The 14,018-nt window shown below is 60.6% G+C and carries 12 protein-coding genes; 7 read left to right on the forward strand and 5 right to left on the reverse strand.

Annotated features, from left to right (window positions below; translation table 11 throughout):
* Positions 1-76: 76 nt before the first annotated feature.
* A complete protein-coding gene (locus tag BBF94_RS08465; protein ID WP_065258588.1) occupies positions 77-970 on the reverse strand; it encodes a helix-turn-helix domain-containing protein in 894 nt (297 codons plus the stop codon).
* A gap of 187 nt (positions 971-1,157) precedes the next feature.
* On the opposite strand from BBF94_RS08465, the gene pobA reads away from it, so the two are divergent.
* Both pobA and BBF94_RS08475 read left to right on the forward strand, forming a co-directional pair.
* Complete coding sequence (pobA, locus tag BBF94_RS08470) at positions 1,158-2,342, forward strand: 4-hydroxybenzoate 3-monooxygenase (protein WP_176704436.1); 1,185 nt, start codon at positions 1,158-1,160, stop codon at positions 2,340-2,342.
* Between the two features lie 75 nt (positions 2,343-2,417).
* Positions 2,418-3,935, forward strand: coding sequence for an MDR family MFS transporter (locus BBF94_RS08475; RefSeq protein ID WP_065258590.1), 1,518 nt, complete (start codon positions 2,418-2,420; stop codon positions 3,933-3,935).
* Positions 3,936-4,071: 136 nt separating this feature from the next.
* Here the strand turns inward: BBF94_RS08475 and BBF94_RS08480 are convergent, their stop codons facing one another.
* The 4 genes from BBF94_RS08480 to BBF94_RS08495 form a co-directional block, all read right to left on the reverse strand.
* Positions 4,072-4,917, reverse strand: coding sequence for a cache domain-containing protein (locus BBF94_RS08480; protein ID WP_065258591.1), 846 nt, complete (start codon positions 4,915-4,917; stop codon positions 4,072-4,074).
* A gap of 127 nt (positions 4,918-5,044) precedes the next feature.
* On the reverse strand, positions 5,045-5,899 hold the full coding sequence (locus BBF94_RS08485) for an ATPase (protein ID WP_065258592.1): 855 nt from the start codon (positions 5,897-5,899) through the stop codon (positions 5,045-5,047).
* A gap of 105 nt (positions 5,900-6,004) precedes the next feature.
* Positions 6,005-6,997 (reverse strand): NAD-dependent epimerase/dehydratase family protein, encoded by a 993-nt coding sequence (locus tag BBF94_RS08490; protein ID WP_065258593.1) that lies wholly within the window; start codon positions 6,995-6,997, stop codon positions 6,005-6,007.
* Positions 6,998-7,051: 54 nt separating this feature from the next.
* Positions 7,052-7,945 (reverse strand): LysR family transcriptional regulator ArgP, encoded by an 894-nt coding sequence (locus BBF94_RS08495; RefSeq protein ID WP_065258594.1) that lies wholly within the window; start codon positions 7,943-7,945, stop codon positions 7,052-7,054.
* A gap of 96 nt (positions 7,946-8,041) precedes the next feature.
* Here BBF94_RS08495 and BBF94_RS08500 point away from each other — a divergent pair, with 96 nt between their 5' ends.
* The 5 genes from BBF94_RS08500 (at position 8,042) to BBF94_RS08520 (ending at position 13,755) form a co-directional block, all read left to right on the forward strand.
* Positions 8,042-8,443 (forward strand): ACT domain-containing protein, encoded by a 402-nt coding sequence (locus tag BBF94_RS08500; protein ID WP_065258595.1) that lies wholly within the window; start codon positions 8,042-8,044, stop codon positions 8,441-8,443.
* A gap of 5 nt (positions 8,444-8,448) precedes the next feature.
* Positions 8,449-9,051 (forward strand): LysE/ArgO family amino acid transporter, encoded by a 603-nt coding sequence (locus BBF94_RS08505; RefSeq protein WP_065258596.1) that lies wholly within the window; start codon positions 8,449-8,451, stop codon positions 9,049-9,051.
* A 176-nt stretch (positions 9,052-9,227) separates the two neighbouring features.
* Complete coding sequence (locus BBF94_RS08510) at positions 9,228-9,824, forward strand: superoxide dismutase (RefSeq protein ID WP_016773431.1); 597 nt, start codon at positions 9,228-9,230, stop codon at positions 9,822-9,824.
* Positions 9,825-10,177: 353 nt separating this feature from the next.
* Positions 10,178-12,229: a putative bifunctional diguanylate cyclase/phosphodiesterase gene (locus BBF94_RS08515; RefSeq protein ID WP_065258597.1), complete on the forward strand. Its 2,052-nt coding sequence runs from the start codon at positions 10,178-10,180 to the stop codon at positions 12,227-12,229.
* Positions 12,230-12,411: 182 nt separating this feature from the next.
* Positions 12,412-13,755, forward strand: coding sequence for an imelysin family protein (locus BBF94_RS08520; protein ID WP_065258598.1), 1,344 nt, complete (start codon positions 12,412-12,414; stop codon positions 13,753-13,755).
* Positions 13,756-14,018 lie beyond the last annotated feature (263 nt).

The raw sequence follows: 14,018 nt of genomic DNA on the forward strand, positions 1-14,018 counted from the left end.
CTCACGAAGGCGGCGTGTCAGGTGGCAAAATCGCCGGCTGATACACCGTCTTCGCGAGCAAGCTCGCTCCCATCTATTAACTCTCTTGTTGTTCGGATTTGAGTCGGTCGCGGAATGCCTTTGGCGAGATCCCCACCCGGCGCCGGAACAGGCGCGTGAAGTTGGTCGGATCGGAAAAACCCAATACCTCGGACATCTCGTAAATCGTCATGCTGGTGTAGGTCAGCAGGCGCTTGGCTTCCAGCAACTGACGCTCATGCATGATCTGCAACGCCGGCTGCCCCGCCAGTTCGCGGCAGGTGCCGTTGAGGTGCGAAACGGAAATGCCCAGACGATGCGCCAGGTCTTCGACCTTGACGTGCTGTCGGTAGGTTTCCTCCACCAGTTGAATGAACCCGTTGAGGTATTCGCGCTGACGCTGCGGACGTTGACTGGCGTTATGACGGCGGATCGCCTGACGGCTGACCCAGACCATGATCACGCTCACCAGCGAATGCATGAGCATTTCCCGCGCCGGTTGATGACCGTTGTATTCGGCCTGCAATGCGGCGAACAGGCTATTGAGATAATCCGCATCCGGTCCCGCCGGGTAGCTCCCGGCCTGGGCCAGGGCCTGCACCGCGCTGCCCAACTGCGCTTGCAAATGGTTGATCAACGGTGTGGCGAGGGTCACGACGAATCCTTCGACGTCCTCGGAAAAACGGAAACCATGCACCGACAGCGGTGGCAGGATCTGGATCGCGGGGTCGTTCAGTTGCGTGCGCTGGCCTTCGATTTCAAGCTCTGCCTGACCTTTGAATACGAAGAGCAACTGGCACAGATCGGCGTGACGGTGTGGTTTGATTTCCCATTGATGTTCGCGGCTGCGTTTGGAAATGGTTTCACAGTGCAGCAAGTCAGGGGTCGGCCAGTCCAGGCTTTCACCGTAGAGCTTGAACACCGGAATCGAAGGCAGGTCAGGCTTGTTCATCACTTCAATCCAGGCCTCGAAGGTTGCGGGCGATAATCGCACCGATTGGCAGAATGTACAGGTATCGGCTCAGTTTTCACCTTCAATTGACAGACCCGCAAGGGAAAAATGCAAGCACTCGAATCCTGAAAATCATTCACCGGCCGTTGTCGTGTGAAGCTTGCGAGTCATAAAAACAATGAAAACGCTGAAAACCCAAGTCGCCATCATCGGCGCCGGTCCGTCCGGATTGTTGCTCGGCCAACTGCTGCACAACGCCGGCATCGACACCCTGATCATCGAGCGCCAGACACCTGAATATGTCCTCGGACGAATCCGTGCCGGCGTGCTTGAACAAGGCATGGTAGAGCTGTTGCGCGAAGCTGGCGTGGGTCAGCGGATGGACGCCGAAGGCCTGGTGCACGGAGGGTTCGAACTGGCCCTGGACGGGCGTCGGGTACACATCGATCTGCAGACGCTGACCGCCGGCAAAACCGTGATGGTCTATGGCCAGACCGAGGTCACCCGCGACCTGATGGCCGCTCGTCGGGAGACCGGCGGACAGACCCTCTACGAGGCCTGCAATGTCGTTCCCGGCGGCATGAAAAGCGACGAAGCCTTTGTCACTTTTGAAAAGGACGGCGAAACCTGGCGCGTCGATTGCGATTACATCGCCGGTTGCGACGGTTTCCACGGCGTGGCCCGGCAGTCGATTCCGGCTGAATGCCTGAAAGTCTTCGAGCGCGTCTATCCATTTGGCTGGCTGGGCATTCTCGCCGACACACCGCCGGTTCATGACGAACTGGTCTACGCCCGTCACGAACGCGGCTTCGCTCTGTGCAGCATGCGTTCGGCGACACGCACGCGTTATTACCTGCAGGTGCCGGCCGAGGAAAAGGTCGACGACTGGTCGGATCAACGCTTCTGGGATGAGCTGCGCCATCGTCTGCCACAGGATCTGGCGCAAAAACTCGTGACCGGTCCGTCGATTGAAAAGAGCATCGCGCCGCTGCGCAGTTTCGTGGTCGAACCCATGCAGTACGGGCGCCTGTTTCTGGTCGGGGATGCAGCTCACATCGTTCCGCCGACCGGGGCCAAGGGGCTGAATCTGGCCGCCAGCGATGTCAGCACGCTGTTCAGGATTTTGCTGAAGGTCTATCGCGAAGGTCGCACCGAACTTTTGGAGAAGTATTCAGAGATCTGCCTGCGGCGAGTGTGGAAAGCCGAGCGATTCTCCTGGTGGATGACCTCGATGCTGCATCGTTTCGACGAACACGACGACTTCAGTCAGCGGATCAGCGCCTCGGAACTGGACTACTTTGTCAGCTCGGAAGCGGGACAAAAAACCATTGCAGAAAATTACGTGGGGCTTCCGTATGAGGCTATCGAATAGCCTGCTATCGACTTACACTGGCGAGCACTGATCCGCTCGCCACGGCGGATATCAATTCTGCCCACAGGTTTGCCCGTGACCACTCTCAATCACCCCGAAACGCCCAAACCGGCCATTCGCAGCGTGCTGGTCGCGCTGATGCTGGCGATTTTTCTAGGCGCACTGGACCAGACCATCGTCGCCGTTTCCATGCCGGCCATCTCTGCGCAATTCAAGGACGTCAGCCTGCTGGCGTGGGTGATTTCCGGCTACATGGTGGCGATGACCGTGGCGGTGCCGATCTACGGCAAGCTCGGCGATCTGTACGGGCGGCGCAAACTGATGCTGTTCGGCATGGGCCTGTTCACTCTTTCTTCGCTGTTCTGCGGCATGGCCCAGAGCATGGAGCAACTGGTGCTGGCGCGGATTTTCCAGGGGATCGGCGCCGGCGGAATGATTTCGGTGAGCCAGGCGATCATCGGCGATATCGTGCCGCCCCGGGAGCGTGGTCGCTATCAGGGCTACTTCAGCAGCATGTATGCGGTGGCCAGCGTTGCCGGCCCGGTGCTCGGCGGCTACATGACCGAATATCTTTCGTGGCGCTGGGTGTTCCTGATCAACTTGCCGCTGGGCCTTGGCGCGTACTGGGTGGCTCGACGCAATCTGGTGGGTCTGCCGATTCCCCAGCGCAAACCGGTCATCGACTACCTCGGCACACTGCTGATGATCATCGGCCTGACCGCGCTGTTGCTGGCGATCACGCAGGTCGGTCAGGGTCATGCATGGCGCAGCCGTGAAGTGCTTGGTCTGTTCGCTTGCGCGGTGGCGGTGCTGGCGGTGTTTGTCTGGCATGAACGCCGTGCGCAGGAGCCGTTGCTGCCGATGCATCTGTTCACCAACCGCAACGCCCTGCTGTGCTGGTGCACGATTTTCTTCTGCAGCTTCCAGGCAATTTCGTTGATTGTGCTGATGCCGCTGCGCTTTCAGAGCGTGACCGGTGCCGGCGCCGACAGCGCGGCACTGCACTTGCTGCCACTGGCGATGGGGTTGCCGATCGGCGCGTATTTCGCCGGACGCCGTACCTCGATCACCGGGCGCTACAAGCCGCAGATTCTCACGGGTGCGCTGCTGATGCCGATCTCGATTCTCGGCATGGCTTTCAGCCCGCCCAATGCGACGCTGGTCAGCAGCCTGTTCATGTTGCTCAGCGGTATCGCCGGTGGCATGCAGTTCCCGACATCGCTGGTCGGCACGCAGAACTCGGTGGAACAAAAGGACATCGGCGTCGCCACCAGCACCACCAATCTGTTCCGCTCGTTGGGTGGCGCGGTGGGCGTGGCGCTGATGTCGGCGCTGTTGCTGGCGTTGTTGCAGGACTCAAGCTTCGCCCACCTGACCGGCGCCTCGCTGCTCGGTGAAGGCCATTCCGGCAATGTGTTGCTCGATGGGTTGAACGCAGCTCCCGGTGATGCACAGAACGCGTTGCGCGCCGAGTTGCTGGTGACGTTCCGGCATTTGCTGATGGTCAGCGCCGGGGTTTCGTTGCTGGGGCTGGCAGCGGCGATTGCGATGCCGAATCGCTTGTTGCGCGGGCGTGAGCACGGCTCACGCTGACTGTAGAACACCGTATCACCTGTGGGAGCGACGGTGCGACGACTCGACTTGCTCGCGATGAGGGCGCGTCAGTCGAAGATATTGGTGAATGACACATTGAATCGCGAGCAAGCTCGCTCCCACAGTCGAAATGCATTCAGGCGCTGTAATAACCGACCGCCACCAGGAACCCGCCGACCTTCTTCAGGTAGGCGTGCTTGTCCTCGATTTTGCCGGTCACCGGATTCTTCCAGCGGTATTCGTATTCACCTTCATCCTGCTTGCCGATCAGCGCCAGAATCGGTTCGCCCACCGGTTTGCCTTGCGGGTCCCTGACCTTGGCGAAGTCGGTGTTGATCAACCGCAGATTGGTGCCATGGGCGACGTAGCGCCGGGTGTTCAGATCCACCACGAACACATACAGGTCATCCTGCAGGTAACCGCCCTTGAGCGAATTGATCGCCGTCAGCGTCCCCTTTTCGTCCTTGGTCAGATCGGTGGCGGCTTTGTCGAGCAAGGATTTCGCCTGCTCCGCCGACGCCCGCGGCAAGTAGTAACCCACCGCCAGAATCCGCTGACCGATGCGCTGATAGAACACATGCTTGCGCTCGACCCTGCCGTCGGCCTGATTCTGCCAACGGTACTCGGCCTGCTGGATGCCGTTGCCTTCCGGCACTTTCAAGGCATCCTTGAAGGCTTTCTGCAGCTCCGGCCCAAGCACTTCACTCACATCCCGGCCGATCAGCGCCGATGACGGCCCGCCGCTGGCGAGCATCACACCCTTGGTATCGACCACGAACACGTAGCGATCCCTGTCGACGAATTCGCCCTGGCGACTGAATGCCGCGAACGCCTTGTCACCGTTGTCGTGATAGTAGGCCAGCGCCTTTTCCAGCAGGGCGATGGCCGCCTTGCTGTCGTCCTTTTCCGTGGCCGCACCGGCCTGACCCAAACTCAACAACAGCACCGCGCCGAGCCAGGCCAGTCTTTGCACAAACCCCATGACGCATCCCTCGTTCCTGTTGGTGTTTTCAAGAGCGTAGACGGCGTTAAGGGATGCAGGGATATTCAGAAAGCTTCTGAATGTTGCCGTGGCGAGGGGGCGGTTGCTGCCTCGCCACAGAAAAGGCTCAAGGCCGGGCGTTGATCTGCTGTTGCAGGTTCTGGATTTGCGCCTGCAGGGTGTTGATGTTGCGGGTCATCTGCCCGCGGAACGCATCGAACTCGGCGGTGCTGGAGCCGCCCTGCGCTGCCGGGCGGTTGTCCTGCTCGCTCTTGAGCACGACGATTTCCTGTTCCAGACGTTCGATGGCGGCGTTCGAACTGCCTTGTTTCTTGAGGGCCGTGATGTCGGCCCCGAGGCTCTTGAACTGCGCATCGAAGCCCTTGAGTTGCGCGTCGATCCTGCCGGTATCGGCCGGTGTGCTTTTCAGCGTCGCCAGCTCTGCGCTCAGGGCTTTGACCTGGGCCTGCAACTGGGTGTTGGCGTTCTGTTGCTCAGCGGTCTGGGCGCTCATCTGCGCCAGACGCTTGTCCAGGTCCGTCGCCTGCCCGGCCACGCCCTGTTGCTGTTTGCTTTGATCCTGAAGCGCATTCTGCAATTGCTTGATCTGCAATTTCAGCGCTTCGCTGTCGGTGTTGACGTTGGTCTGGCTGGCCACGACCTTGCCGGAAATATCCTGCAGACGCCCTGCCGCTTCCTCACTGATCCGCGCGAAACTTTCCTGGGTCGCCACCAGTTGTTGCTCCATCAGCGAGATCTGCTGGAAACTCCACCAGGCCAGACCGATGAAGGCAAAGAACAAGGCGCCGACCAGCGCCCACAACGGCCCGGTACTGGCAGACTTGACCTTGACGGCCGGCGGCGTGCGCGAATGCACGGACGTGCGCGCCGTGGTGGGGAAATCGTCATCATCGAGGGTGTCGGCACGCAGACTGGGTACATCGTCGAAATCGTCGTCGTGAGCATCGTTACGCATGGACATTGAGGCAACCTTTGTGAAACCCGGTAATGGCTGATTGCGGCGCAGTATAAACCCCGCAACCGCAGGGATTGACCCTCGACCTGCGGCTGGGTTCAGCACTTCGTATCAATGAATGTCCTGCGCCTTCCACCAGCCGCAGAACTCATCGAGGGCCGTCCAGAGACTGACTTTCGGATCGTAGTCCAGATAATGCCGGGCGCGACTGATGTCGAGGGTGAAATTTTTGTTCATCACCTGCATGCCCAGACGCGACAACGTCGGCTCCGGGCGTCCCGGCCAGAGTTTGCAAACGCCTTCATTGAGGGCCGCCACACTGTAGGCCAGTCCGTAGGACCGGTAGCGGGTGACCTGTGGGACTTCCATTTTGCGCATCACGTAATTGACCACATCCCACAACGGTACCGGCGCACCGTTGCTGATGTTGTAGGCCTTGCCCAGCGCCGAACCGGCTGCCAGAAGGCTGCTCAACAAAGCCTCGTTGAGGTTGTGCACGCTGGTGAAATCGACCTTGTTCAAACCGTTGCCGATGATCGCCAGACGCCCCTTGCGCTGCATCTTCAGCAGACGCGGAAAAATGCTCATGTCCCCGGCGCCAGTGACGAAGCGCGGGCGCAAGGCCAGGGTTTCGAGGCCGAACTCCTGGGCGCCGAAGACCTTTTGCTCGGCCAGATACTTGGTCGCCGCATAGGGGTGCTTGAAACGCTTGGGCACTTGCTCTTCGGTCAGGCCGAGGTGATCGCGGCCGTCAAAGTAGATCGATGGCGACGACAGATGCACCAGGCGCCGCACCCGCTGCTTGAGGCAGGCCTCGACCACGTTTTCGGTGACCTGCACATTGCCCTGATGAAAGTCCTGATAGCGCCCCCACAACCCGACGGCGCCGGCACAATGCACCACGGCTTCGACATCGGCGCAGAGCGTACGCACCAGCTCCGGATCACTCAGATCACCCTGAACGAACTCGGCTCCACGACGCACCAGATGTTCGACGCCTTCGGCCCGGCGGCCGTTGACCCGCACGTCCAGGCCCTGCTCCAGGGCAAAACGCGCAAAGCGTCCGCCAATGAAGCCGCTCGCGCCGGTGACCAGAATTTTCATGTAGAGCTCCGCTGTCTTTCGTTTTGCCTGATTCGTGAGTCTTGACGCTGGCCGTCAGTCCAACGGCACCAGCCATTGCGACGACGAACGCACCAATTGCTCGGTCAACAACCCCAGCAGTTGGCCGCCATTGCGCCAATGATGCCAGTACAACGGCACGTCGATCGGTTTATCTGGCAACAGTTCACGCAAAACGCCGCGCTCCAGTTGCTCGCGCACCTGCAGTTCAGGCACCAACCCCCAGCCGAGCCCGGCCTCAGTCAGGCGGATGAAACCTTCGGACGACGGGCACAAATGATGTTCGAAACCACCATCGACCCCCAGGGACGCGAGATAACGATGTTGCAGAAAGTCGTCCGGGCCGAACACCAGCGCAGGGGTGCGCGGCAGTTGTTCGGCCCGCACGCCGTCGGGGAAATGCCGCTCGATGAATGCCGGGCTGGCCAGCGCCCGATAACGCATGGCGCCGAGCAGCACGCTGCGGGCGCCCGCCACCGGTCGTTCACTGGCACACAGGCAGGCGGCTACTTCGCCGGCGCGCATACGCTTGAGGCCGACGGTCTGGTCTTCGACGATCAGGTCCAGCAACAGGTGTTGTTCGGCGCAGAAGTCGCCCACGGCCTCAGCCCACCAGGTGGCGAGGCTGTCGGCGTTCAGGGCGATACGCAGCCGTTCCGGCAGGCCCTCTTCGTCCAGCGCCGGCACCAGTGTCTGCAGATCCCGTTCGAGCAGACGCACTTGCTGCACATGGTTGAGCAGGCGCCGGCCGATCTCGGTGGGTGACGGCGGTGTCCCGCGTACCAGCACCGGTTGGCCGACCCGCGCTTCCAGCAGTTTGATCCGCTGGGAAATTGCCGATTGCGAAAGGCCCAACACCTGCGCCGCCCGTTCGAATCCGGCCTGCTCGACCACGGCGGCCAGAGCGGAAAGCAATTTGTAGTCGAACATCAGTTTTCCTAATGAGCGATCAGCACTATTGGTTTTTCTTATACAGCGTCAACCGGGAGAATAGCCAGCAAGCACTCTTTATCAAGGACCACCCCCATGGCTGGCGAAACCTCGTTGACCACCCTGCTGCGCAGCATGAGCCCGCAGCTCAATGCCGGCGAATACGTGTTCTGCACCTTGCGCGACGGACAGTTGCCGAGCGGTCTGGACGTTGTCGGAAGTTTCCGTGAAGAGGAAGGCCTGACGGTGATTCTCGAACGGTCCCACGCCGAGCGAGCCGGTTTCAGCTACGACTACGTCGCGGCCTGGATCACCTTGAACGTGCATTCGGCACTGGAGGCCGTCGGCCTGACCGCCGCGTTCGCCACTGCTTTGGGCAAGGCCGGGATCAGTTGCAACGTGATTGCCGGCTACTACCACGACCATCTGTTCGTCGGCCAGGCCGATGCCGAACGCGCCATGCAAGTACTGCGTGATCTCGCAGCCAACGCGGAGTAACCGTCATGTGGCAAAGCTATACCAACGGCCTGCTGGTGGCCTTCGGGCTGATCATGGCGATCGGCACCCAGAACGCTTTTGTCCTGGCCCAGAGCCTGCGTCGCGAACATCACCTGCCGGTCGCCGCGCTGTGCGTGGCGTGCGATGCATTGCTGGTGGCGGCGGGGGTATTCGGCCTGGCCACGGTGCTGGCGCAGAATCCGACACTGTTGGCGGTCGCCCGCTGGGGCGGCGCGGTATTCCTGATCTGGTACGGCAGCCAGGCGTTGCGCCGGGCCTGCTCGAAACAGAGTCTGCAACAAGGTGAAAACCAGACCGTGCGTTCACTGCGGGCGGTGATGCTCAGTGCACTGGCGGTGACCCTGCTCAACCCGCACGTCTATCTGGACACCGTGCTGCTGATCGGCTCCCTCGGTGCGCAACAGTCGGTGCCGGGCGCTTATGTCGTGGGCGCGGCGAGTGCTTCGCTGCTGTGGTTTTTCACCCTGGCGTTCGGCGCGGCATGGCTGGCACCGTGGCTGGCGCGTCCGGGTACGTGGCGAATTCTCGATCTGTTGGTGGCGGTGATGATGTTCACGGTAGCCGGGCAATTGATATTGGCTTCGTGATTTATTCCAAAAGGCTCTGGAACCTCTATCCCACACAGTTGTTGCGTGGTTATGCCGCACCCCCGGTGCTATGATCCGAACCCTGCGCCGCAAAGAGTAAAAACTCGCCGGTGCATTTCTGGCCGCCCGTGATCGGCCTTGCGCTCACCGCAACAGACCTGATTAGGAGAATCATCATGGCTTTCGAATTGCCGCCGCTGCCTTACGCACACGATGCCCTGCAGCCGCACATTTCCAAGGAAACCCTGGAATTCCACCACGACAAGCACCACAACACCTACGTCGTGAACCTGAACAACCTGGTGCCAGGCACCGAGTTCGAAGGCAAGACCCTGGAAGAAATCGTCAAGACTTCCTCGGGCGGTATCTTCAACAACGCCGCTCAGGTCTGGAACCACACCTTCTACTGGAACTGCCTGGCACCAAACGCCGGCGGTCAGCCAACCGGCGCACTGGCTGACGCCATCAACGCCGCGTTCGGTTCGTTCGACAAGTTCAAGGAAGAGTTCAGCAAAACCTCGATCGGCACCTTCGGTTCCGGCTGGGGCTGGCTGGTGAAGAAGGCTGACGGTTCCCTGGCCCTGGCCAGCACCATCGGCGCCGGCAACCCGCTGACCAGCGGCGACACCCCGCTGCTGACTTGCGACGTCTGGGAACACGCCTACTACATCGACTACCGCAACCTGCGTCCGAAGTATGTCGAGGCGTTCTGGAACCTGGTCAACTGGAAGTTCGTGGCCGAGCAGTTCGAAGGCAAGACCTTCACCGCTTGAGCTGCACGCCAGACAAAAACCCGGCTTTTGCCGGGTTTTTCATTTCTGCACGATCAGGTCGGCGAATTCCGTCACAAACAGGGCCGTTTCCCACGCGCAAAGCAGCCCTTGCGCCCTTGCTCCAGAGCCACGGCGGACTACCATCAAACAGAGGAAAAATTGTCTGTCGTCCCTCAAGTTGCAGGGCAAAACTACCGACACAGTACAATCAGGGCAAACGCTCCAGGCAGCCGCATTTCGGCCAAGGCCACGGACAATTTTTCCGCGGCTCGATTGTCCCTTTGACTGCCATCACGGGATTGCCAATACTCATGGCAACTTGACGCTACCCGCACGGAACAAGGAATAACCCTTTGAAGCTGGAACTCAAGAACAGCTTGTCGGTGAAGTTGCTCCGGGTCGTGCTCCTTTCGGCATTGATCGTCGGCGTGGTCTTGAGCTGCGCGCAAATCGTTTTCGATGCCTACAAGACACGCCAGGCGGTCGCCGGCGACGCCGAACGCATCCTCGACATGTTCCGCGATCCCTCCACCCAGGCGGTCTACAGCCTGGACCGGGAAATGGGCATGCAGGTGATCGAAGGCCTGTTCCAGGACGACGCCGTGCGCCAGGCATCCATCGGGCATCCCAACGAAGCGATGCTCGCGCAAAAGTCCCGTGAATTGCAGCAATCGAGCAGCCGCTGGCTGACCGACCTGATCCTCGGCCAGGAACGCACGTTCACCACCCAACTGGTGGGTCGCGGCCCCTACAGCGAGTATTACGGCGACCTGAGCATCACCCTCGATACCGCGACCTACGGCCAGAGTTTCATCGTCAGTTCGGTGATCATCTTCATTTCCGGCGTGTTGCGCGCACTGGCCCTGGGGCTGGTGCTGTATCTGGTCTATCACTGGCTGCTGACCAAACCGCTGTCGCGGATCATCGAACACCTCACCGAAATCAACCCGGACCGGCCCAGCGAACACAAGATTCCGCAGATCAAGGGACACGAGAAGAACGAACTCGGGATCTGGATCAACACCGCCAATCAGCTCCTCGAATCCATCGAACGCAATACCCATCTGCGTCATGAAGCGGAAAACAGCCTGCTGCGCATGGCCCAGTACGACTTCCTCACCGGTCTGCCGAACCGCCAGCAATTGCAACAGCAACTGGACAAGATCCTGGTGGACGCCGGAAAGCTGCAGCGTCGGGTCGCAGTGTTGTGTGTCGGGCTGGATGACTTCAAGGGCATCAACGAACAATTCAGCTACCAGACCGGCGACCAGTTGCTACTGGCCCTGGCGGATCGTCTGCGCGCCCACAGCGGCCGTCTCGGCGCCCTCGCCCGACTCGGTGGCGACCAGTTCGCCCTGGTGCAGGCCGACATCGAACAACCTTACGAAGCGGCGGAACTGGCGCAAAGCATCCTCGACGATCTGGAAGCCCCTTTCGCCCTCGACCATCAAGAGATCCGCCTGCGCGCCACCATCGGCATCACGCTGTTTCCGGAGGATGGCGACAGCACCGAGAAGCTGTTGCAGAAAGCCGAGCAGACCATGACCCTGGCCAAGGCCCGTTCGCGCAACCGCTATCAGTTTTATATCGCCAGCGTCGACAGCGAAATGCGCCGCCGTCGCGAACTGGAAAAAGACTTGCGCGACGCCTTGCTGCGGGATCAGTTCTACCTCGTCTATCAACCGCAGATCAGCTATCGCGATCATCGCGTGGTAGGCGTCGAGGCGCTGATCCGCTGGCAACACCCGGAGCACGGACTGGTGCCGCCGGACCTGTTCATTCCGCTGGCAGAGCAGAACGGCACGATCATTGCCATCGGCGAATGGGTGCTGGATCAGGCCTGCAAGCAACTGCGCGACTGGCACGATCAGGGTTTCGTCGACCTGCGCATGGCGGTCAACCTGTCCACGGTGCAACTGCACCACGCCGAGCTGCCGCGAGTGGTCAACAACCTGCTGCAGATGTACCGCCTGCCACCACGCAGCCTGGAGCTGGAAGTCACCGAGACCGGCCTGATGGAAGACATCAGCACCGCCGCCCAGCACTTGCTGAGCCTGCGCCGCTCCGGCGCACTGATCGCCATCGACGACTTCGGAACCGGCTATTCCTCGCTGAGCTATCTCAAGAGCCTGCCACTGGACAAGATCAAGATCGACAAGAGTTTCGTCCAGGACCTGCTGGACGACGACGATGACGCGACCATCGTTCGCGCCATCATTCAACTGGGCAAGAGCCTGGGCATGCAGGTGATCGCCGAAGGCGTGGAAACCGCCGAGCAGGAGACTTACATCATCTCCGAGGGCTGCCACGAAGGTCAGGGCTATCACTACAGCAAGCCACTGCCGGCGCGGGAGCTGAGCGTCTATCTCAAGCAGGCGCAACGCAGCAACGCCGCGATTCTCTGAACCTGTCGCCGCCAACCGCTGCCGGGGCGAAACCGGCGCCGTCGATCCAGGGCAACCCCTGCGCAAACAAGAAATATTTCCAGCTGCAACCCTTTACACATAATGCGAAAGATTTGCATTATGTCGCAGCTTTTGCGCACCCAAGCGCCTGTCCACTCAATTACCGAAGCAGGATGTTCGCCATGATTCGTATGCCTCTGGCTACCGCCAGTCTGCTGGCCATTGCCATTTCCCTCGCCGGTTGCGGCGAAGGCAAAGACAAGGCCGCCGCTCCGGCTGCGCCGACGCCAGCCGCCAGCACCGCCGCACCGGCTGCACCTGCCGCTGCCGGTAAAGTCGACGAAGCCGCCGCCAAGGCTGTGGTCGCGCACTACGCCGACATGGTCTTCGCCGTCTACAGCGATGCCGAATCCACTGCGAAAACCCTGCAGACCGCTATCGATGCATTCCTCGCCAAGCCGAACGCCGACACGCTCAAAGCCGCGCGCGAAGCCTGGATCGCCGCCCGCGTTCCTTACCTGCAAAGTGAAGTGTTCCGCTTCGGCAACACCATCATCGACGACTGGGAAGGCCAGGTTAACTCCTGGCCTCTGGATGAAGGTCTGATCGACTACGTCGACAAATCCTACGAACACGCACTGGGCAATCCGGGCGCCACCGCCAACATCATTGCCAACACTGAAGTACAGGTCGGCGAAGACAAGGTCGACGTCAAGGACATCACTCCGGAAAAACTCGCCAGCCTGAACGAGCTGGGCGGTTCCGAAGCCAACGTCGCCACCGGCTACCACGCCATCGAATTCCTGCTCTGGGGCCAGGACCTGAACGGCACCGGCCCGGGCGCCGGCAACCGTCCGGCCTCGGACTACCTGGAAGGCGCCGGTGCCACCGGCGGTCACAACGATCGTCGTCGTGCCTACCTGAAAGCCGTGACCCAACTGCTGGTCAGCGACCTGGAAGAAATGGTCGGCAACTGGAAACCGAACGTGGCCGACAACTACCGCGCCACCCTGGAAGCCGAGCCTGCTGAAAGCGGCCTGCGCAAAATGCTGTTCGGCATGGGCAGCCTGTCCCTCGGCGAGCTGGCCGGCGAGCGCATGAAGGTGTCACTGGAAGCGAACTCCCCGGAAGACGAACAGGACTGCTTCAGCGACAACACCCACAACTCGCACTTCTACGATGCCAAGGGCATTCGCAACGTTTACCTGGGTGAATACACCCGCGTAGACGGCACCAAAATGACCGGCCCGAGCCTGTCGTCGCTGGTGGCCAAGGTTGACCCGGCTGCCGACACCGCCCTGAAAGCCGATCTGGCCGCTACCGAAGCCAGGATCCAGGTCATGGTCGATCACGCCAACAAGGGTGAGCACTACGACCAGCTGATCGCCGCCGGCAACACCGCCGGCAACCAGATCGTCCGTGACGCCATTGCCTCGCTGGTCAAGCAGACCGCCTCGATCGAAGCGGCTGCCGGCAAACTGGGCATCAGCGACCTGAACCCGGACAACGCCGATCACGAGTTCTGATCGACACTGTCTGACTGAACAAGGCGACCTTCGGGTCGCCTTGTTCATTTCCGCCATATACGAAACCTGTGGGAGCGAGCTTGCTCGCGATAGCGTCCTGTCAGGCAACGCATCGGTGGCTGAACCAGCGCTTTCGCGAGCAAGCTCGCTCCCACAAGGTTTGCACCCAGGCTTAAGATTTGTGAAACCCCTGCCCTGCATCAAGCAAACGATAATTCCTCTTATTCAAACTCCCGCGCCCTGTTAGACTTTGCGCCTTTATT

The organism is Pseudomonas bananamidigenes (assembly GCF_001679645.1).
Classification (GTDB): Bacteria; Pseudomonadota; Gammaproteobacteria; order Pseudomonadales; family Pseudomonadaceae; genus Aquipseudomonas; species Aquipseudomonas bananamidigenes.

Excerpts from the sequence above, each read along its gene's own strand:
- BBF94_RS08465 (WP_065258588.1), bottom strand. The coding sequence starts at position 970 with ATGAACAAGCCTGACCTGCCTTCGATTCCGGTGTTCAAGCTCTACGGT.
- BBF94_RS08480 (WP_065258591.1), bottom strand. The coding sequence starts at position 4,917 with ATGGGGTTTGTGCAAAGACTGGCCTGGCTCGGCGCGGTGCTGTTGTTG.
- BBF94_RS08485 (WP_065258592.1), bottom strand. The coding sequence starts at position 5,899 with ATGTCCATGCGTAACGATGCTCACGACGACGATTTCGACGATGTACCC.
- BBF94_RS08490 (WP_065258593.1), bottom strand. The coding sequence starts at position 6,997 with ATGAAAATTCTGGTCACCGGCGCGAGCGGCTTCATTGGCGGACGCTTT.
- BBF94_RS08495 (WP_065258594.1), bottom strand. The coding sequence starts at position 7,945 with ATGTTCGACTACAAATTGCTTTCCGCTCTGGCCGCCGTGGTCGAGCAG.
- BBF94_RS08500 (WP_065258595.1), top strand. The coding sequence starts at position 8,042 with ATGGCTGGCGAAACCTCGTTGACCACCCTGCTGCGCAGCATGAGCCCG.
- BBF94_RS08505 (WP_065258596.1), top strand. The coding sequence starts at position 8,449 with ATGTGGCAAAGCTATACCAACGGCCTGCTGGTGGCCTTCGGGCTGATC.
- BBF94_RS08510 (WP_016773431.1), top strand. The coding sequence starts at position 9,228 with ATGGCTTTCGAATTGCCGCCGCTGCCTTACGCACACGATGCCCTGCAG.
- BBF94_RS08520 (WP_065258598.1), top strand. The coding sequence starts at position 12,412 with ATGATTCGTATGCCTCTGGCTACCGCCAGTCTGCTGGCCATTGCCATT.